Below are 21,227 nucleotides of genomic sequence, written 5' to 3'. Positions count from 1 at the left end.
GAATGGTTTTAATCTGCTATGCTTTTAATGTAAGTTCCTTGTTTGTCAAAAATCAGATCGATAGCATTAATCTGTGCTTCAAAAGTTATCGTGCCTTGAGCATCAGTGATGACAGCAGCTTCTTTTATCTGCTTGTTTTTATAATTTTTTTGAATGTAAGCCAACGCTTTAGCCGGAAGTTTTTTCACGCTGATTTCTTCTTCAGTTTCCAAAATACTACCGTTGGAATCTAAAAGTACCGCGTGTTCCGTTTTGACAACTGTAAAAGAAGCTTCGTAATTGTCCTTTTCTTTTTCCCACTTCACATTGTTCTGATTCGGATAAGATTTTAAAAAGGTTGATTTTACGACAGTGGGAATGTCTTTTTCATTTACTTTTTGCGCTATGGCATAAGATGAAAAAAGCAGGGCCAAACAAGCCAGAATTGAATTTTTCATGAGTACTGTTCTTTTAATTAAAAATTACAGTACAAATATTATATGCGAATCTGTAGGAAGTTTGAATTTTTAAAATTTGACTGTAAAACTGTGCCTATTATTAGAAAAAGCATAGTTTATTTCCCAGTGATTCAGTTCAGTGATTTTTTTGATGATCGCGAGACCAAGGCCATTACCAGTGGAAGAAGGGTTGTTTTTATAGAATCTATTAAAGAGTTTTTCAATTGCGAGGGAAGTGGCTGGTCCGGTGTTTGAAAAAATCAATTCTTTCTCTGTAACTTTAATAATGATTTTTCCGTTTTGCTCGTTGTGGCGAATCGCATTCAAAAACAAATTATTAATAAGGACTTCCGTAAGTGCCGGATTTCCTGTAATGGTTAATGCAGATGCAAATTCAGTAGAGATTGTTATGTTTTTGGTATTCGCCTGTTCAGTAAAAAAGTCCAAATGCTTTGTAATATAATCAGTAAGGACCATCGTACTTTTTTCAATAAAATTTTCATTGTCAATTTTTGACAGCAGCAATAGATTTTTATTCAATCTGTTAAGTCTTGCAACATCAAGATTTAGAGAAGAAACCAGAAGGGATTGTTCTTTGTCTAAATTCAATTGTGTCAGCGTATCTATTTTGGTTTGAAAGAGGGCTAGTGGAGTTTGAAGTTCATGAGCTGCATTTTCGACAAATTCTCTCTGATTTTTATAAATAGCGGTGTTTTTTTCAATCAGTCTTTCAAGGCTTTTATTCAAACGGTCAAATTCATCTATATCGGTAGGCAGAAAGTGAGGAGGTTTGTTTTTGTCTATTTCAAAATTCTCAATCTGATGCAAAGTATTATAAAAAGGACTCCATATTTTGGCTGCTGTGGCTTTTGAAATCAAGATGATTCCGATTAACAGCATAATAATGATAAAAAGAAAGATAAGGGCAATGCTAAATACCATTCCTTCCATTTCCAACAGATTTATTTTTTCGTTGTAGGTGTATTTCTTGCCGTTTATAGTTACAGGAGCATAAAGCACACGAAAGGGCTCTTTTTCTTTTGCAATAGAATCATAAAGCATTTTTCCAACAATAGAATCTTCTTTAACGCCCATGTCCGGAACAATCATTACTTCATGGTTGTACTTGTTCCATAAGTCAATATCTTTTTGTGTAAAATCCTTATGACTTTCTTTAATAAAAGCACCTTTGTGAAAATGCAGTACTTCATCAGTCTCATAAATATAAAGCTGCTGGCTGATAAAGTAGAATAATGGCGCTGCTATTACTAAAATGATAATAGCATAAGTAAGAAAACTGCTGGTTGTTTTTTGAAGTAATTTTTTGCTATTCATTTTCCCATTTGTATCCCAGTCCGTAAACTGTTTTGATGTAATCCCCGCTTCCTGCTTGACTGAGTTTTTTCTTTAAATTTTTAATGTGCGCGTAAATGAAATCATGATTGTCCAGCATATCTGCCATATCTCCGGAAAGATGCTCAGCAATGGCGGCTTTCGACAATACTTTATTGTCATTTGCAATTAAAAACAACAACAGATCGATTTCTTTTTTGGTAAGATCTAGTTTAATATCGTTTACCATTACCGATTTTGAAAGGATGTCGATTACAATTTCATTAAAAATGATAGTATTATTTCCCTTAAAATTTTTGCGCCGTATAAGAGCCTGCATGCGGACCAATAGTTCAGAAAGGTGAAATGGTTTGGTTAGAAAATCATCTGCGCCAAGGTTAAATCCTTCAATCCGCGTTTCAAGTGTTTCTTTGGCAGAAATGACAATAACACCGTCCGTTTTATTTTTTCTTTTGAGTTCCCTTAAAATATCAAAACCATCACCGTCAGGAAGCATGAGATCCAAAAGGATACAGTCATAATCATAAGAATCGATTTTGCTGAGTGCCAAATTGTAGCTTTCGGCTGTTTCACACTGAATGCCGTTTGTTTTAAAATAATCCCTGATGTTTTGAGCAATTTGCCGCTCGTCTTCTATAATTAAAATTTTCATGCTGCAAGTGTAACCCGGAATTTTGTAGAAAAATTGAATCTTTTATTTTTTGATGTAACCGAATCAATTCAATTTTTAACGACCTTTTCCGTCTTTTGATATTCCATCTAAAAGTAGTGATTTTAAAAGAGAACGAAAAATGTTAAAGAGTTTCAGTGTAGCGTTTGAATTATGATATAAAAATGACGTTATTTGTGTCATTATGGTCAATAGTTAAGATGATTTTGTAAGATTTTTAATTTGTTATTGAGAGAGATTATTTAGTTTAAGACAAATGAAAGAAAATTATTACGTTAATAAAATGTTATGAAATACGATTATTTTAAATAAAGTATTTATTTTGGCCCAAAATTCTAAATTTCTTCTAAATTGAACAATTACTTTACTTGCTATTAAAGGTTATTATATGAGAATCGAAAAGAACTTAAACAAGGTTTCGGAACACGGATTTTATAAATTATCCGTTTTTTCGAATGTTTCCGTTTTTTTTTCGTTTTTCTTTCAAACTGCTTTTTATTATTGGTACTCAAAAATTGCCAGTTTTATTTCAATTTACTTTTTTAAGATTTTAGTTCCCTTTCGTAAAGGGCTGTCATTTGTGCTATTTTACTTAGTATATCTTTTACTTTTCTCCAAAAGATGGATAGGCACATAAACTGTTATGGATTTTTTAATCTCCTCTTCATTTTAATTACAAAACTTTGCGGAGGAAATGAGCGATGACTGTTAAGTCGCTTTCCTTTTAAAAAAAAATTAGCTGCCTTTAAATTTACCATAACAAACAACACAATGAATACTAGTATTATTAAAAATTATTCTAAACTTAAGTTCTCCTTATATTTTTTGCCCTTATTCTGTTTAGCTGCTCTTGTACTGTTTTTGTATTATGAGAATGCTTTAAGCGTTTATAATTACGCGCAAATTCAAAAAAGCAGCTTCCTTTACATTAATGCTCATTTGGGGCTTTATCCTAATTTACAATACAATCTTACTCAACTTGGAGATGCTTCGATTTTTTTATCCTTTTTAACCCTTTTTGTACTCTATGCGCCCAAATTATGGGAATCTTTACTGTCGGGGTTATTGTTTTCGCTATTATTTTCCTGTCCGTTAAAAGCAATATTTGGTGTTCCAAGACCTGCTGTAATTTTTAATAATGAAATTACATGTATTATGGGAAGAAAATTATGTGGCTTCAATAGTTTGCCTTCAGGACATTCGATTGTAGTTTTTACTATATTGACCATTATCTTATTTGCTTTTATGCCGCAGCGATTGAAATTTAAAATTCTGTGGTCAGTATCGATCATTACAATAGGATTTATTTTAGCATTTACAAGAGTAGGCGTAGGGGCACATTATCCCCTTGATGTAATTACAGGAAGTATTCTGGGGTATATTTCCGGAATCTCCGGTATTTTTATCAGCAGAAAATATAAAATAGGGGCTTGGATCAACAATGATAAATACTATCCTATTTTTATTGCATTGTTTATCATTTGTTGTATTTGCTTGGTAGGCAAAATTATTAAAGAAAATTTGATCATATATTATCTTTCGTTTATTAGCTTAGCAGTCTCACTTTATAAGATCACTTATGTTTACGTTAAAAAATAATTTAAGAATAACTCATTTTGTTCTATTGATGAGTTTTTTGATTTTTTTGTTCTTCCACCTGCCATTTTACACCTTTGTTTTTAACAATGTCGATTATAAAAGTCTAAACGGTATTGTCTTGATTGTGAGTTTGGTAATTTTAATGCTGGTTCTTAATGCATTTGTTTTATACCTGCTGTTTTCGCTCTCTCGTCATGTCGGAAAAGTTTTGCTGATCTTGTTTTTTATTGTTAGTTCAATTGCAGTCTACTTTGTGAATACGTATAGTGTCATCATTGATGAAAGTATGATTGGCAATATTTTGAATACCAATTACGAAGAATCGAGCAGTTTTTTTTCCTTTAAAGTAATTTTGTATGTAATTTTTCTTGGAATTATTCCGAGTATTTACATTGCAAAGGTCAAAATAACCAAGGTACCATTGAAGGAGTTTTCAATCACTTCTGCACTAACTTTAGTATTTATTGCCGTTTTAGTATTTGTTAATGCCAGCAATTGGCTTTGGATTGACAAAAACTCGAAACGACTTGGAGGTCTTGCAATGCCATGGTCATATTCGGTTAATACACCGCTATTTTACATTCATAAGTTCAAGAAAAATGAAAAGGAAATTTTACTGCCCAATGCTGTTATAAAAGATAACGAGAAATCGGTTGTGGTTTTGGTTATCGGAGAATCGGCCAGAAGACAAAATTTTTCTCTTTACGGTTATAAGAAAAACACCAATCCGTTACTTTCCAAAACAGAAAATGTATTTCATTTTAATGCCAATTCTTGTGCTACATATACTACCGCAGGTGTAAAATGTATTTTAGAGCATAAAAACAGTGATGACCTGTATGAAATTTTGCCTAATTATTTATATCGAAATAATGTTGAAGTCATTTGGAGAACGACCAATTGGGGAGAACCGCCAGTTCATATAAAGAACTATCAAAACAAGGAAACATTAAAAGCCGACTGTAAAGGTGTGGAATGTGATTATGATGAGGTTTTACTAAGAGGATTAAAAGAGCAGATTCAGGCCAGTAAAAAGAATAAAATACTAATTGTACTCCATACCAGTACAAGTCACGGTCCTACATACAGTAAAAAATATCCACCGCAATTTGAGACTTTTAAACCAGTTTGTAATAGTGTTGAATTGGGTAAATGTTCTCAAAATGAACTTCTTAATGCTTATGATAATACAATTGTGTATACCGATTATATACTTCATAGTGTAATTGAGGATTTAAAAGAATTAAAAGAATACAAAAGCACCATGATTTTTGTTTCAGATCACGGAGAATCTTTAGGAGAAAAAAATCTTTATATGCATGGTGTGCCTATTAGTATTGCCCCTAAAGAGCAATATGAGATTCCGTTTATTGTTTGGGTGTCTGATCATTCAAAACAGCTTAAGCCTAATGAAACATTAACTCAAAACCATGTTTTTCATAGTGTTTTAAAATTTCTTAATGTCGAAAGTCCGGTTTATGATGAGAAAATGAACATTTTTAAATAAGAAGTATTTGTGGTTTTGTCGCAGCTGAGTTAACTTGTTATCTCAGTCATCCCTAATTGAGTCGGACAGCTGCGACAGAAGTTGATATTGACTATAAAAAGAACTTTTGAATACTTAGTTTAACCCGTTGGGTGTGATTATTTTTAAACACAGGAGAAACATAGACTTTCTTCCTGTAAAAAGAAAATCGATGTCTCGATGCGTTGAATATTTTTTTACACGCAGATTGCTTCGCCAGTTCGCTATCGCTCAGGTCTGCAGATTTTCTAATCTTTTTAATCCGTTAATCTGCGGCTATTCTTTAAACACATAAACAGAGACTCTCTTATTAAAAATAGGACGTTTCACATTTCACTTCTTGCTTTTTTTGGAGAATCTATGTTTCAATATGTTAAATGATTTTTGTATTAATTACACCCAACAGGCTTATTTTAAAAACTTTTGATCAGAGGGATAAAAAATCTGCTTTCTACTAATTAAAACAGGTAGAACTACGCTTAAAAATCACAGTTTTAGTGAGTTTATTTGTTATTACCAATAACATATCAAACAAATAAACTCCCTGATTATGGAAAACTACTTACATGGCTTACTCGACGAAGAGAATGACCCAATTATTCAGCAATATTTAAAATACATAGACGAAGGAATTCCCCGTACGGATAAACCAAAAGATGTATTGATCATTGGTGCCGGAATGGCCGGAATGGTAGCAGCGGCTATGTTGAAGGAGGCAGGCCATAAGGTTACAATAGTGGAATCTAATACCCGTGTTGGCGGCCGAATTAAGACTTTCCGAAATTCGGATGATAAAAAATATTTTGAAGATGACACTGTTTATGGCGAAGCTGGAGCAATGCGTATCCCGACCATACATCAGATGGTACTCAAATACATCGATAAATTAGGACTCAAAACAGAGCCTTTTTATTATTTGTCGGTTGATAAAGCTCAGGCAATTGCATATCAGGCGGATCCTGCTAAACCAAAACCGGAAGTTACAAGAAACTCTCTTTTCTACATCAACCGCAAACGTGTGGTCCAGAATGAATATATCCCAAAGGATACGAGTAAAATTGTTGATGTAAACGCTTTGCTCGACTTTCATTTAGGCAGCAACGAAAACATGCGTGCAGACCAGTTAATGGCCAATCTTATAAATCCCCTTAAAGCTTTTATTGCTGAAGATCCGGAAAAAAACTGGCCAGTGCTGATCGAGCGTTACGGAGAGTATTCAATGCGTCGTTTCCTGAAAGAACATTCCATGTATTCAGAAAATGCTATTGAAATGATTGGTGTGCTCCAAAATCTGGAATCCAGAATGGCTTACGATTTCATCCAGAGTTTTATTGAACAGAATATTATTAAGGACTCTACGCGATTTATGGAAATTGTAGGGGGATGTGACAAGCTGCCTAATGCCTTTTTTAAAGCCCATAAACTAGAAGAAAATACCTATTTCGATTGTAGGATGACTAAAATGATGCTGGTCAATGACAAGGTAAAAATAGAAGTAGATATAGAGGTACAGCGTGACCCTCAGTTTTATGAAGATGCAGGATTCAAAGCATTAAAAACACCTGTTGGCGATATGGAATTTGATGAAGTAATTGTCAGCATACCATTTTCGGCACTAAGGCACGTTTATGTAACACCACAATTCAAGCAGCAAAAACGAAAAGCAATCCGGGAACTGCATTATGATTCTGCTACTAAAATATTGCTTGAATTTCGTGAAAAATGGTGGCAGGAAGCTCCGTATAATATCGTTGGCGGTGGCACCATTACGGATTTCTCTAACCGTTTTACGTATTATCCGAGTAATGATTTGGGAAGTAACGGACATGGTGTTGTTTTGGCTTCCTATTGCTGGTCAGACGAAGCAAGCCGCTGGGATTCTATGGATGATGATGACCGATATTTCTATGCACTTAAAAATCTGGCCATCATGCACAGCGATGATGAGAAGGAACAACAGCGTATTATCGACCTTGCTGTAATCAGTTCAAGTATCAAAGACCGTAAAGGAAAAACCGGAAAACTAGTGGGTGCTGCAACACAAAGCTGGATGCGCGACCCTTATGCTTTTGGCGAAGCAGCAATCTTCAACCCGGGTCAGTTACAGTTATTACAGCGCCATATTATTTCTACAGAATGGAAAGGAAAAGCGCATTTTGCAGGAGAGCATACTTCTCTGAAACATGCCTGGATTGAAGGCGCTATCGAATCGGGAATTCGTACCGCACTGGAAGTCAACGAAAATATAGGTAATCTTAATAACCCGATTTAAGATGGCAGAGCAAAAAATATCAGTAGCAAAATACCTGCAGATACGCCTGGAAGAATTAGGGCTTACCCACTTATTTGGTATTGCAGGCAATTATACAGCTCCGTTTTTAAATACGATCCTTGAAGACAAAAATGCAAAAATTAAAATCGTTAACGATACAAACGAAATAAATGCCGGACATTGTACGGATGCTTATGCACGACAAAATGGTTTTGCAGCAGTAGCGGTAACCTATGGTGTGGGAGCATTTACATTGTTGAATTCGGTTGCAGGTTCTTATGTAGAACATTGCCCTGTTTTGGTTATCAATGGAGCTCCAACCAATAAAGATCAACAGCGAAGCCTTGTTCAGGGAATGCTGGCTTCACACATGACCGGTGATATGTACAGCAATATCAATGTGTTCCGTAATGTTACTGTCGCAGCCGAACAGATTACGGGTTCATCTGACGCTCCTTATAAGATTGATGCAGTACTGAATGCCTGTCTTTTATATGGAAGACCGGTTTATCTTGAGGTTTTTGAAGATGCATGGCGAATGGAATGTAATGCACCTGTTACTCCATTGGTAGAAAAAGGAACATCAAAATGCCAGACAAGTGCACGCAAGGCAGCTCAAAGGGTTGCCGCAATGGCCCGTGGAAAAGAGATTATTTTCTGGGGCGGAATTGAAATCCAGCGCTACGGCATTCAAAAAGAATTTTTGGATCTGATTGAAACTACCGATACGGAATTTGTAACTTCCATACTCGGAAAATCGATCGTTTCTGAAAATCATCGTAAATTTAGGGGTGTTTTTAATGGCAAAGCATCACCAAAAGATGTTAAGGAACAATTTGAAAAGGCTCAGGTGAAAATTGGTCTCGGTGTATGGACCACGGGTAAAAATCTGGGTGGTTTTGATGTCTGGAAAGAAGACACGGTACTCGCGAACCACAGTGGTGTAAGAATAGGTGCTTCTTATGTGGCTAATGTATCGCTAAAGGATTTTATTATTTTCCTGAAAGAAGAACTCACTAAAGTTAGCTTTAGTGCCTATGAAATGTATGACACGGAAAAAAAGCTGCCGAAATCATTTTTTGTTGCTGATGACAGCATAGCAAAAAATGAAAAACCACTTTTGACCTATGATACTTTTTTCAAACGGATCAATAGTTTTATAAACGGCAGCCATATAGTAGTTGCAGATGCCGGCTTTCCTTTATTGGGAGCTCAGGGTATCCGTATTGCAGAACCTAATGGATTTGTGGCGCAGGCATCGTGGCTTTCTATCGGTTATTCGGTACCTGCTGCAACCGGAATAAAATGTGCCAGACCCGATAAAAGACCGGTGGTATTTGTTGGCGATGGTGCTTTTCAGGAAACCTGCCAGGCCATATCAACACAGAACAAACTGAAACATGATACTATTGTTTTTGTATTGGATAATGGTATTTATGGTATCGAACAAATGCTGGTGAATCCAAATCCTTTCCGTGGTGCTGATCAGGTAGATTATGATATCCCTGATTTAAACAGTGTTTATGATTACAATGAAATGCATCGTTGGAAATATGCTAAACTCGTTGATGTATTTGGAGGGAAAGGTTTTGAAGTGAACACTCTCGATGAACTCGAAGACGTTTTACAGCAGCTTGATACTATTAAGGAAAATACAATCATACACGTGAACATTCCAAAAACATCCATTCCGGAAGCGATTGCCTATAAAACGGAGGAGCCGGGAGAGGATGAATTTTTAGATAAAGACTGGAGTTTGTGTTAATTTAAAAGGAGTGGTCTTGAGATTTCTATAATTACTTATTATCTTTAGAAATTCGGATGAAAAAAAGAAAAAGAACAGAGTGGGAGTAAACTGGAGGATAGATGAAATCTATATAAAAGTTTAACTTTAAAAGTAAGCAAGTTTCACTCTGTTCTCTTTTATCAATTCAGTTAATTTTTCTTTCCAGTTTTTGGCTATTGAGCCGCCAGAATCATTATCATAATTATCATTAATAATGTTATTTAATAAATAATTTACAGCTGCTATAATTTTTTTTTCAGAGACAGTTGTTGGAACTCCTCCACGCAATACATGATGATCTATCGATGACAGTGATGAATAGTTAATGGTAAATCCTTCGGTAAGTATTTTTTCTCCTTTGGTATTAAAAGAGGTATCGCATCTTGATAGAGAGGTTAGTATTTGGGGAGAAACCCAAGAACCACGAGAAAGCCTTTCCCAGTATAAATTAATTAAACGGTCTCTTTTTGCCTGACTAATCAATAATAATGAAACCGATGCTACTAGGTGAGCTCTCCAATTTTCCTGCTCTAATAATAATCTAATACCTTCACTAATTTTCTGTTCAGAGTTTGTTTCGAGTATGGCTTCTAATTTCGAAAAACTTAATTTTAAGTTGAAACTTTGAGATTCGTCACTGGTTTGTTCTACTAAACTTAGAAAAGGCAAATGGTTTGGCTGCCCGTCCCAAAAATCCTTGAAAATCCCTAAATTCATTTTTAATTATATTTATGCAGTTAAACAAATGCTAATATAGGGAATTAAAAGCCTAATTACAGCTTTTGAGTATTGATTGATACTAGTTGAATAATGCTACCTTGTTAATGGTTAGCAGTTTCTATCTGCACCTTTGACAGAGGTTGGTGAAAATGTTTTTTTAACCTGTAGATGGGAAGATAAGTAAACAATATCGAAAGCAGGCCCGCAAGAACAGCATCCAGAAGAGCCATAAGGGTAGGATCTAATTTATGGTTAACCGTTAAGCTCTGCTGTGCAAGAAGCAATATTGTTAATACCAGTAAACCGGTTGTGATGCCGTGCAAGAGGCATAATTTTGTTATAAACTTGTTTTTATTCAGCTTATGATCTATTGCCACTTCGATTAATTCTTGTTTGGAGGCGACAATAACCCGATTGATGATATCCATTGTCAGGATTACAGGCAAAAAGATAGCCATTGGCAATGTTAAGCGTGCTAAGCTTTGAGGACCGGCAAAAAAATGGGTATATCCTAATTCCTGGAAACTGGCATAAGCAATAATAAAATTGAAACATACGTTGGGAAGGATATAGTAAATGGCTCGCTTTCTTAAAAAGCGTTTAAGAGATATTTTTTTGGTCTGAGCTGCTGTTTTCATATGTGATTTATAAGGGCAAAGCCAGTATTTCCAAGGCCTTATCTTTAATTTTTGAAGCTTCTTGTTTCGATAAGAAGTCTTCGTTGGACATTAAGGTAAAGTCCATTTGATCGTTAAAGGTAGTCGTAACTAAAGTGTTTGAATTTAGCCAGGGAAATGCTACTGTTGGACTGAAGATATCTTCCAGAATGAAATTTTTGTAATCGTTCCGGATTTGAAGGTTACCCATATTCGACAGCGTCAGATCGTGTGCACCTCGGCTGGATTTTAGCAGCGCAATCATTCGATGTACCAGAGGGTGCATCTGTTCACCCATCCAGAGCAGTTCCCGGGCGTCCATTTTTTCTATTTTTTGAGCAAGATCTTTTTTGATGTGTTTCGCCTGATCCAGTATCTGATTTTTTTCTTTTTTTAAAGACAGTTCCACCGTTGGGGCAAAGGCAAACATTTGGTCTTTTCTGATTTCAGGAATAAAATGGCGGATATCAATAGGACTGATTACCTTTTTTTTCGCTGATTTTCCTTGCAGGTCCTGAAAAGCCTGCATAAAAGCGGTACAAAGAATAGCGTGTACCGAAATACCACTGTCTTTGCATTTTTGTTTTATAACGGCGGAGTTTGTCGGGTCTAATTTCCAATGAATGGCATAATTTTTTCCGAGATTTCTTTTTTTATTTTTCCGTTGCAGTAAAAAGAAAAATTTCCCCAAAAATAAAAAAAGCTTTGCTTTGCGTGCTTTTTTTGATGATCAAACTGCGGCGCCAGAAAATTGTTGACCGATTGAAATAATGGATAAGGTTCAAGATCAAGCGTTGGATTATCGATTAAGGCAAGTAATTCCTGCATCAAAGTGACCATGCTGGTTCCATCGCAGATACAATGTGGCACTACCCATAACAATTCAGAGAATTGCTGTCCTTTGATCCATACCAATTGAGCCAAAGGGGAGCCTTCGCCTTTAAACTGTCGATACCATTCCTGTTCGGATTCCACTAACCAATGGGTATCTGTTTGACGTTTTACGATGCGAAGCGGAATAGGTTTCATATTTTCCCTGAGGACATAAACCGGATGCTGCTTATCCTGTAAATCAACCTCTGCACGAAGCAGTGGATGCTTGTGTTGGATTTTTGTTAAAGCAATTTCGATCTGTTCTTTTAGAATTTCACCTTTGATTTTTGCTGTAAAGACACAGTTTAGAGGGGTGGCGGCATCAACATACATGATTCGTTCCACTAATAAGAGTTTTCGTTTGTTCATGAGGCTGCTTGATAATTTAATTGGCGTTTGATAGAATCAGTTATTTCATCACGAATGGCTAAGGCTTCGTGATAAGGCAAATAACCTTCACTTCCCATAAACGAGAAGTCGATAACACCTTGATAAGTAGAGGTAAGGATAGTTGTTGTATTACCCAATGGGCCAATGACAGATGGACTGCGAACAGTTTCCAACGCAAAGGATTGGTATTGATGGGGTATCTGAATACGTCCCAGGTTAGAGAACATACAATCGTTGGAGGACTTGCCTCGTTTTAGAAGTTTTGTAAAGTTGTTCAACGCCTTATGAGCAGATTCCATAACCATCATGGTGATATAGGGATTAAGTTTGGCGGTTTTGCGATCTACATGCTGCTGCATGACACGTAAATTGTCTAAGAAATCGAGTTTAGGATCTGATGACAGGACGATCATCAGACCGAAAGCGAAAATGTGATCTTTTTTTACCTGAGGAGCAAAACGTCTGATGTCTACCGGACAAGAAACCTTATTAAAGGCTTTGTTTCCGCGTACTTTTTTAAAAGTGTCCAATACGATAGCACTTAAAAAAGTATTGACGGTGATGGCTAGTGATTGACAATGGGAAACAAGCTCTTGACTCGTGGCTGGATCTAATTTCCAATGAATGAAATAGTCTGTCTGTCGATCAATCGCTTTTTTGCTGACGGGAATGCATTTGATGGCGAATGTTGCCAGTCGACCAATCATTTTTGCTTTGAATCTTTGTCTGTTACTATTTAAAATAAGGGAAGGAACAACGTCCTGGATGCCTAAAATAGGATTTTCAATGCCTATATCTGCTGTAGGATCATCCAATACTTTTAAAAATTCATGAATCAAATTCATCGCAGCACCACCGTCGCACAGACAGTGATGAAAAGTCAGCAGCATATCTGAGGTATCATTTCCTTTGATCCACACCAGGCGGATCAAAGGTTTGTTTTTATAATCAAAGAGTGTCTGCAATTCTCGCATAGTTTCTTGTTGCCAGTCCTCTTCTCTTTTTTGATCTACAATACGGATAGGAATTGGATTCGGTAGCTTAGATAATTCAAACCATGGGATGTTTTTTTTATCAATATGGATACATGCCCGTAACCAGGGATGTTTTTTCTGAAGTCTGCCCAAAGCATACTGAATCTCTTTTTCCTCAATTACACCGCGCAGGCGAAAAGGAATAACAACATGGAAGGGGTCTTTTCCTTCTCCCAAAAGCATACGCTCTCCAAATAACAATCTTCTTTTCATATTTTATACTGAAGCTAATACCAAACGTTCTTGTTTTACAAAATCTTCTAATAATGCAACTGCTTTGTCATTGCCGCCTGCGGTTAGAAAAGCGGTTTGCACTTCTTTGGCGGCATTTCTGTATTTAGGGTTTTCTAAAAGCTCAAAGACTGTTTTTCTAAGATCTTCTATGCGAAGTCGTTTGTATCGAATGCTGATACCACAGCCCGCCTGTTCAATCAACTTTGCGGTATGAAAATGATCGTAAGCGATTGGTGTAATCAACATCGGGAGACCATTGGTAAAGGTGTCGTTTACGGTATTGAAACCACCATGACAGATCACCATATCCATATGCGGCATCAATGTAGATTGTGGAACAAAACCATTTACGATAAAATTAGAAGGCCATTTGTCAAATATATCGGGCGGTGTCGCGGCAATTATAGTAACGGGCTGATCGGCAAATGCTTCGATGAGTTTGCTAAAAAAATCTTTCCGGATATCCACTAATAAAGTACCCAATGACACAAATATTTTTGGCGTTGTGCTGGCTGCTAATCGTTCCCAGTCAAAAGGACTATTGTTGGGACGGCCTTTTACCGGACCTACAAATTTCATGTGTGAAGGAACGGTTTCAAAACCGGCAAATGATTGCGAGGTGAACACCAGGTTTAATTGATGCGAATGTATGAATATCCCCTCATCAGAAATACCGACTTCTTTTTGCAGCTCTTTGATAAGATTTTGCTGCCATTCAAATATTTTAGGAGCACTTTTCTCGGTGTCCCCCATAACATCCGGTGGTACTGGGGTTGTTGTCACAGAAGGGATACGATGTTTGTGTGCGAACAAAGCGCCGCCAAAAGTGATACAGTCATTAATGATTACATCAGGCTGCCAGTGACCGAGTAGTGTTTCTAAGCCTGGCATCATCATTTTGGCAAATGGAACATAGGTTTCTTCCAGTGCCAGTTTCATGACTTCCGGTCCCGAACAAGATGGGCCATCGTCTTGTCGTTTTAATATTCGCTGAAGTTCCTCCTGATAAGGTAGGAGATCTTCCTCGGGATAGATATAAGTTCCTCCTGTCGGAATATGTTCCTTCGCCAATGGTGTAATACCGAACCATTTGACTTCATGACCCCGGGCCAATAAACTGGCACCCAAACTTAATGTTGGACTGATATGTCCGAAAAATGGCGGAACAACAACGAGAAATTTGGCCGGAGATTCAGTAGATCGCTGCGCAGAAATTATAGCATGTTCCAGTAGATCTGCTGCGGTCTTCGTTCCGCCTGCATCTATAAAAGATTGGCGTACTTTGACGGCGGCTTCCCGATATTGAGGATTATTCAGGATATCATGAACACTATTTTTTAGATGATTTGCTTTAAATCGGTTAAAATTGAGACGTTCACCCGCTCCGGTACGTACGACACGCCCTGCAACATGTGACTGATCGTATGCAATTGGAATAACAACGAGTGGCAGACCCTGTGAAAGGGCTTCAGAAACGGTGTTGTGTCCGCCATGGCACACGACAGCATCTAAATGAGGTAACAAATCCAATTGTGGGATTTGCACATAGACCATAAAATTTTCAGGCCACTGATCAAATAAATCTGGATCTGAAACCACTACAACCGTTAGATCTTCGTCCTGAAAGGCATCGATTACCTTTTGGAAAAATACTTTCTTATGCTCGTGGTCGAACGTGGTGCCGATGCTGACTAAGACTTTTTTCCCTGGACTACTTTTTAAACGCTCCCAATCGAAAGCGCACGACAAACGGCGTTCTGTTATTACCGGACCTGTAAATTGATAGTTTGAGTTGAGATCCATTTCTCCAAAGAAATAGGGAGAGGTTAACACTAAAGTAAGAAGATCAGAGCAAGCCAGTGATTGGTTTTCTTTGACACCAAGCTCTTCTTGTAAAGCTATGATCTGATTGACTTCCCATTCGTGTACTTTTGGTAACTCACTAATAATTTTGATTGCTGCCGGGGCAGTTACGGAGGTCGCATAAGGACGATTCACTTTTTTTGCCGCAATTGCCGCTGCAAATAATTGATGATCACCAATGACTAAATCCGGCTGATAAATTTCCAACAGCTTAACAATTCCATTATAACAATGTCTGTTTAAAGGAATCAACACTTCTTCGTATAAAAACTTGATACTGTCAATACCGTAAACGACCTTTTTTGAAATGATATCCAGATAGTGTTCGCTCTCTCTTTTTTCTTCGTCAGTCTGATCGTATTGGATAAGCAATAATTGTCCGCCTGCAGGAAGTTTAGACTCTAAGTTTTGGTCAAGACTGATCCATGCTACTTTATGTCCTCTTTCTAAAAGCTCGGCACCAATACTCAATGTTGGATTGACATGACCTGTTAGCGGTGGAACAACAAATACAAATTTAGCCATAGTTCTGTAATAAAGGGTTAGTTAAAAATTGAACAATAGTTTCTGCTATCTGAATGGGAGCCTGAATGGGAATATTGTGATCGCCATCGATGAGTTTCAGCTCGGCTGTACCAATTTGAGACTCTAACCATTCTCCTGTCGGTTTACAGTCGGAAGCTGATCCATAGAGTAACAGAGTGGGTATGCGTAATTCGGAAATAAGGACCTGATACAGAAAATCTTTTTCTTTAACCATATCTGCTTTGATACTGGTCTGGTGAAATAAAAACTCGTATAACCGATGGTTTTTTTCGAATTGTCTTTTTCCCATTTTCACTTTTGTGGTATCTGTAAAATTGGCGATGTAATGTTCGAGAAATTCCTTACTGTAAGCTTCGATTATACCTCGTGCCTTTTCATCTTGCGGATCGGGTGCTTCGATGATAACCAATTGATCTACACGTTCAGGGGCTCTCAAAGCCGTTTGGAGAGCAATAAGTCCGCCAAAGCTATAACCAACAAGTTGCGCTTTTTTGATTTGGAGGCAATCCATCATTGCGATTAAATCGGAGGACATATTTTCTAAATCATATCCTTCTAAGGTACGCTCACTTCGGCCATGACTTTTTAGATCATACATCACCACATGAAAGTGCTGTGCCAAAATGGGAGCAATGTTAAAATAATAAATAGAAAGATTACTAAACATACCGTGGATTAGTACCACGGTATCTTCAGCACCTTTATTGAGTTCCTGTACGTGAACTTTTTTATTATTAATAGTGATTATTGGCATTCGTAGATATAATTAATGATCTTATTCAGATCAAGATTGATCAGTTCATCCAAATCCATAGCAGACAGCCAGCCCGTGAAATCGATCTGATCGCCAAAGTGTCCTTTGATTTTTTCTGAAAAAGATACAATCTCTATACTGTCCATTTCCAGATCTTTGGTGAATGAACTTTCCGGAGTGATATCCATTTCTTCTACAAATTCTTCACCAATAATTTCTGTAATAAAACCTTTTAAAAGGTTGAATAACTCCTCATGATTTCTTTTTAATGTTGTGTCTAAAGTGTCCATCCGATAATATAATTTAGGTGTTTGATTGTTTTAATTTCTATTTGATCGATCCACAGATGATCGCCTTGTATGCAGGTTACTTCGTGTCTTTTTGGGTTACCTTTCAGCCCCGTTCCCAATAATTTTCCATAAGCTTCTTTTGCTACCCAAAATCGGGTGGTCCATTCGGCCTGATCTCGTTCTTCTAATAAGGCTGATTCTGTATCGGTGAATACCAACTGATAAAATTCAGGACTGCGTTCAGCAATGATTTCCATGTCAATACCAACCGGTTTATCGTGCCGCGCAATGGCTACAGCATCTTTTCCTTTATGTGCCAGTGAGATCTGAATCTGTTCTGTAGCATTACCTTTAAGATGAGGTTTGCCTGCTTTATCAGAATAAATCTCAAAGGTGATAGGATAACTGGGCTGATTTTTCTTTTCACTCAGCACCTGTCGTACGGCATCTTTTACTGCTACACGGCTCACCATCCAGTTTTTTCTGCGGTTGGGCAGGAGCTCCTGATAGTATTGTTTTTCTCTTTGATTGAAATAACGTTTCAGTATAAAGTCCCAGGAACTTACGCGTGAGTAGGCCTGATGAAAGAAAAAGACTTGTGGGGCAATTTCTTCTGACAGACGGTTATGGAGTGGAGACATGGAAACATTCCATAAAGGTTCGTCAATTTCTAATCTTCGGTTTTGCCATCCTTTTATCGCACACCAAACTTTTCCGTCTCTTTGCAGTACAATGTCGGCGATAGCAAATTCATCGTTTAATTCAGTCAGTATACAGGTACACTCAAACACACCGTCCTGATCGTGCATATCTTCGAAGAATTCAATTTGTTTGATTTTGACCGGAAAAGCAATGCGGTCTTTGGTTAAGGTAAGTTGCAGCCACAATCCAAATAATTGTCCGGCATTATCCAATAAGGAACCTTTACCGCCATTACCTTTTATTTGCCCTGTAATACCTTTCTTTCCAACAGCTGATACAACCGTAATACCCTGATATTTTTCTCCATGAAACATATGTTTCTCATAGATTTCCAAAGGAGTTCGCTCAATAGGCAATCGTTCGCCCACAGACAGATCAAAAGCAGGTTGTGGCGGATGTGATGCTGTTAAAAATACCTCTGCATTGGCAAAATTCTCTATGTCCAGATAGGCGTGATGGTTGGAGCGCCAGACGCCTTTTATTGTTTTTTCAAAAGGCTTGGCAACGTTCATCCATTGAAATACACTGACGTTCATAATCTTGTGAATTTTGGTTTCCGGCTGCTCTGCTTGTGCTGCTTCTGCCAGTAATTCAAAGATCATGGTCATTGGAATCACGGGTTCCATATCTGCCACATCCAACCAGCCTTTGGGTTGTCGTAAAAGGCTGTGATCAATCAGATAAGGATGCGTATCTAAATTGACGTGCAGTGTTTTTGCAAAAGGACTGTCGATCAGTTGTTTTTTCGTTAAAACAGGTGTTAAAACAGCGGCTTCTCCCTGATTTTGAAAGACGTCCAATACTTCTTCCTGCATTCGGATCATATCGGCGATATTTTCCTGAAAGGCACGGACCAATGGATGACTTACTTTTGCTTCCGTTAAAACCTTTTTAGGTTGTACTGTATGGATCGATTTTCGTAAGTTTTGGATGGCTTCAAAATCACGAATAATAGGTGATCCTAATTGCAATTTTATGCCTTTTTTAGGGACTATTTTTCTGTGATTTTGGATGTCTAAAAAATCGAGCGCCAGGACTTTGCCTTCTACAAATAATGCGGCTACTACCCGTTGCAGCTGAGCAAGTGCTGTTCGATTGGCAACACTTGAGGCAAGGGTACTGAAAGGGCTTCCTTTTAGCGTATCATCAATAAAACCGATTAATCCTCCCGTACCTACCTGAATAAAGAAACGAACTCCTTCGGCATAAAGTTTTTCGGTTAGTTCCCGGAATCTTACAGGCTGCACCAAATGTTCGGCGCTTAATTTACGGATAGACTTCTGATCTGCCGGATAAGGCAGGAGCGTAGTGGCTGACCACAACGGAATTTTTGTTTTTTGGAATTGAACTTTTTCCATACCGGCTAAGATCACATCCAGTTTATCTGCAACAAATGGAGAATGGAAACCGGATTGAAACGGTAAAACCTGGTGGAATATCTGTTTTGATTTTAATAAAGGAGTCAATTCCTGAAGTGCCGCATTTGTACCACACAGGATGACCTGATGTGGACAATTATCATTGGAAACATAGAGGTTAGGAATTTGTTCAATCAATGGCTTTACCTCTTCAAGACCTGCTCCAATAGCAATGAATTTAGAATCTTTTAGTTCAAATGTTTTCGGATCAAGAACATCGATCAAATCCTTGACAGAACTGGCTTCGGCCAAATCTGAAGCATATCCCGCTAACCATTCTCCTAAACTATGTCCGGCATTCATATCCGGATAGATTCCCAATTTTTTTAAGGAACTGTCCAGTATACCACAATTGTTAAAAATACCTAATGCGTCGTTCAGCAGTCCTTCACCAGCTGTTTCTATAGGTGCTGTCAATCCAAAATATCGACTGACAGTTTCAACTTCGCCTTTTTCTAAACCGTCTAATCCCGGGAATACAAAAGCTAGTTTACCGCCATTTTGTAAAAGGGGAGTAGAGGTGTACCAAATATCTTGTTTATTGCGCCAGGCATTATTTTTGGATACAATTTTGATTGCTTTTTGAATGCGTTCGGGTGTTGGATCAAAAAGTGCAATACGATAATCTCCATTTCCTACAGAGGTATCGTTATCCTGAAGTGCCGAAAGTAGCGCTTCATGGGTTTCCCTTGCAAGCAACAATACTTCGTCTTTTTTGGGAATATCATAACCCTCCAGAACTACGTGGGCGTTGATCCCTCCAAATCCAAATGCATTTACTGCTGCGATTTTGGGTAAACCGGCTTGTGACCAGTTCTTAGCTTCCTGAATCGGTGTAAATCTGGTGTCTTGTATAGAGGCAGTTGGGTTTTCACAATATAAGGTAGGCGGCAATATGTCGTGATGAAGGGCCAGACAAGTCTTGATTAAACCCGCTATTCCGGCAGCAGGCATGGCGTGTCCTATATTGGATTTGACTGATCCTATACCGGCACGTGCAGCGGTTTCTTCTTTGCCAAAAAATTGAGCCAGAGTTTGCAGTTCTGTTTTATCCCCTAAGGGAGTTCCCGTGCCATGAGCTTCCAGATAGCCAATTTGTTCTTTATTTAAATTGGCCTGTGTCCACGCTTGTTCCAATGCTTTTAACTGGCCTTTTACAGAAGGGCTCATCACGCTTGTTCCATTGCCATCACTGCTGATACCAACTCCTTTAATAACGGCATAAATTTTATCCTGATCGCGTATCGCGTCTTCCAAGCGTTTTAGGACAACGAAACCACAGCCTTCTCCAATGAGCAATCCGTCTGCATCTTCGCTAAAGGGCTTGATTTGCTGTTGATGTGATAATGCTCCCAATTGGCTGAATATGCTCCAAAATGCAGCATTTTGACCGGTATGAACTCCTCCGGCAATCATCATATCGCTTCGGCCACGCTGCAACTCTTGTACGGCATGGTCTACGGCTACAAGAGCACTTGCACAGGCCGCATCAACGGTGAAAGCAACGCCTCCAAGATTGAATCGGTTGGAGACTAATGAGGCCACAAGGTTGGGGATTAACCCCATGGCGGTATCTGCTGAAAATCGCCCTTTACGTTCCTGAAAGGCCTGTTTTATTTTTTCAATATCTGAAGAAGATACCTCCGGCAATAGTTCTTGTAAAAGTGAGAATATCTGTTCGCCAGTACGTACAATTTCAATGGCGCGTGTAGCTCCGGGACCTGTATAATTCCCTTTTCCGATGACAATTCCGGTTCGTTCCAATGAAACTTTTTTTCGGAATACACCTGCGTCTTCTAATGCTTTTTGAACGAGTTCGAGTGTTAATAGATGGTCGGGTTCAGTACCTTCAACGGCAAGAGGTAAAATACCAAATGCTGTAGGATCGAATTCATAATCAGGAATAAACCCGCCACGATTACAATAAAAGCGGTCCGTAGCTTCTTTGCTGTCGTTAAAGTGAACAGGATCGATTCGATCTGCCGGAACAACTTGCGTGGAGTCGACTTTATTGATGATATTCTGCCAGAATTCCTCTGCATTTTTTGCACCAGGAAACAGGCAGGATAAACCTACAATAGCAATATCTGTTTTTTTCATAATAG

The 21,227-nt window shown here is 37.9% G+C and carries 16 protein-coding genes; 4 read left to right on the top strand and 12 right to left on the bottom strand.

The features are described 5' to 3' along the window. Positions 1-8: 8 nt before the first annotated feature. The 3 genes from OLM58_RS21250 to OLM58_RS21240 all read right to left on the bottom strand — a co-directional run bounded on the left by OLM58_RS21250 (position 9) and on the right by OLM58_RS21240 (position 2,442). Positions 9-437: a PepSY-like domain-containing protein gene (locus OLM58_RS21250; protein ID WP_264530550.1), complete on the bottom strand. Its 429-nt coding sequence runs from the start codon at positions 435-437 to the stop codon at positions 9-11. A 69-nt stretch (positions 438-506) separates the two neighbouring features. Beyond that, complete coding sequence (locus OLM58_RS21245; RefSeq protein ID WP_264530549.1) at positions 507-1,772, bottom strand: sensor histidine kinase; 1,266 nt, start codon at positions 1,770-1,772, stop codon at positions 507-509. Next, positions 1,765-2,442: a response regulator transcription factor gene (locus OLM58_RS21240; RefSeq protein WP_264530548.1), complete on the bottom strand. Its 678-nt coding sequence runs from the start codon at positions 2,440-2,442 to the stop codon at positions 1,765-1,767. Before OLM58_RS21240 ends, OLM58_RS21245 begins: the two co-directional genes overlap by 8 nt. Positions 2,443-3,231: 789 nt before the next feature. On the opposite strand from OLM58_RS21240, the gene OLM58_RS21235 reads away from it, so the two are divergent. The 4 genes from OLM58_RS21235 to OLM58_RS21220 all read left to right on the top strand — a co-directional run bounded on the left by OLM58_RS21235 (position 3,232) and on the right by OLM58_RS21220 (position 9,621). Then, positions 3,232-4,059 (top strand): phosphatase PAP2 family protein, encoded by an 828-nt coding sequence (locus OLM58_RS21235; protein WP_264530547.1) that lies wholly within the window; start codon positions 3,232-3,234, stop codon positions 4,057-4,059. Continuing rightward, positions 4,040-5,566 carry a phosphoethanolamine--lipid A transferase EptA gene (gene eptA, locus OLM58_RS21230; protein ID WP_264530546.1) on the top strand — a complete coding sequence of 509 codons (1,527 nt, stop codon included), beginning with the start codon at positions 4,040-4,042 and terminating at the stop codon, positions 5,564-5,566. The genes OLM58_RS21235 and eptA overlap by 20 nt, the downstream gene beginning before the upstream one ends. Before the next feature lie 568 nt (positions 5,567-6,134). Continuing rightward, on the top strand, positions 6,135-7,856 hold the full coding sequence (locus OLM58_RS21225; RefSeq protein ID WP_264530545.1) for a flavin monoamine oxidase family protein: 1,722 nt from the start codon (positions 6,135-6,137) through the stop codon (positions 7,854-7,856). Position 7,857: 1 nt separating this feature from the next. Further along, positions 7,858-9,621, top strand: coding sequence for an alpha-keto acid decarboxylase family protein (locus OLM58_RS21220; RefSeq protein WP_264530544.1), 1,764 nt, complete (start codon positions 7,858-7,860; stop codon positions 9,619-9,621). A gap of 126 nt (positions 9,622-9,747) precedes the next feature. Here OLM58_RS21220 and OLM58_RS21215 read toward each other — a convergent pair whose 3' ends face one another. From OLM58_RS21215 to OLM58_RS21175, 9 genes are all read right to left on the bottom strand, one after another. After that, entirely contained in the window at positions 9,748-10,359 is a 612-nt protein-coding gene (locus OLM58_RS21215; RefSeq protein ID WP_264530543.1) for a hypothetical protein, read from the bottom strand. Between the two features lie 104 nt (positions 10,360-10,463). Further along, complete coding sequence (locus OLM58_RS21210; RefSeq protein WP_264530542.1) at positions 10,464-11,000, bottom strand: hypothetical protein; 537 nt, start codon at positions 10,998-11,000, stop codon at positions 10,464-10,466. A gap of 7 nt (positions 11,001-11,007) precedes the next feature. Then, positions 11,008-11,547, bottom strand: a complete 540-nt coding sequence (locus OLM58_RS21205) for a hypothetical protein (protein ID WP_264530541.1) — start codon at positions 11,545-11,547, stop codon at positions 11,008-11,010. An 80-nt stretch (positions 11,548-11,627) separates the two neighbouring features. Further along, on the bottom strand, positions 11,628-12,260 hold the full coding sequence (locus OLM58_RS21200) for a condensation domain-containing protein (RefSeq protein ID WP_264530540.1): 633 nt from the start codon (positions 12,258-12,260) through the stop codon (positions 11,628-11,630). Then, the gene (locus tag OLM58_RS21195) at positions 12,257-13,528 is read right to left on the bottom strand and encodes a condensation domain-containing protein (RefSeq protein ID WP_264530539.1); all 1,272 of its coding nucleotides are present in this window, start codon (positions 13,526-13,528) and stop codon (positions 12,257-12,259) included. Before OLM58_RS21195 ends, OLM58_RS21200 begins: the two co-directional genes overlap by 4 nt. A gap of 3 nt (positions 13,529-13,531) precedes the next feature. Next, the gene (locus OLM58_RS21190) at positions 13,532-15,937 is read right to left on the bottom strand and encodes a glycosyltransferase (protein WP_264530538.1); all 2,406 of its coding nucleotides are present in this window, start codon (positions 15,935-15,937) and stop codon (positions 13,532-13,534) included. Continuing rightward, positions 15,930-16,712, bottom strand: coding sequence for an alpha/beta fold hydrolase (locus OLM58_RS21185; RefSeq protein WP_264530537.1), 783 nt, complete (start codon positions 16,710-16,712; stop codon positions 15,930-15,932). The genes OLM58_RS21190 and OLM58_RS21185 overlap by 8 nt, the downstream gene beginning before the upstream one ends. Beyond that, the gene (locus tag OLM58_RS21180; protein ID WP_264530536.1) at positions 16,703-17,002 is read right to left on the bottom strand and encodes an acyl carrier protein; all 300 of its coding nucleotides are present in this window, start codon (positions 17,000-17,002) and stop codon (positions 16,703-16,705) included. The genes OLM58_RS21185 and OLM58_RS21180 overlap by 10 nt, the downstream gene beginning before the upstream one ends. Continuing rightward, positions 16,990-21,222: a beta-ketoacyl synthase N-terminal-like domain-containing protein gene (locus tag OLM58_RS21175; protein ID WP_264530535.1), complete on the bottom strand. Its 4,233-nt coding sequence runs from the start codon at positions 21,220-21,222 to the stop codon at positions 16,990-16,992. Before OLM58_RS21175 ends, OLM58_RS21180 begins: the two co-directional genes overlap by 13 nt. Positions 21,223-21,227: the final 5 nt, after the last annotated feature.

The sequence above is a fragment of the Flavobacterium sp. N502540 genome (assembly GCF_025947365.1).
In the GTDB taxonomy this organism is placed as follows: Bacteria; Bacteroidota; Bacteroidia; order Flavobacteriales; family Flavobacteriaceae; genus Flavobacterium.
Note: the sequence above shows the minus strand (reverse complement) of the source record. Positions and strands in the feature narration are given on the sequence as shown.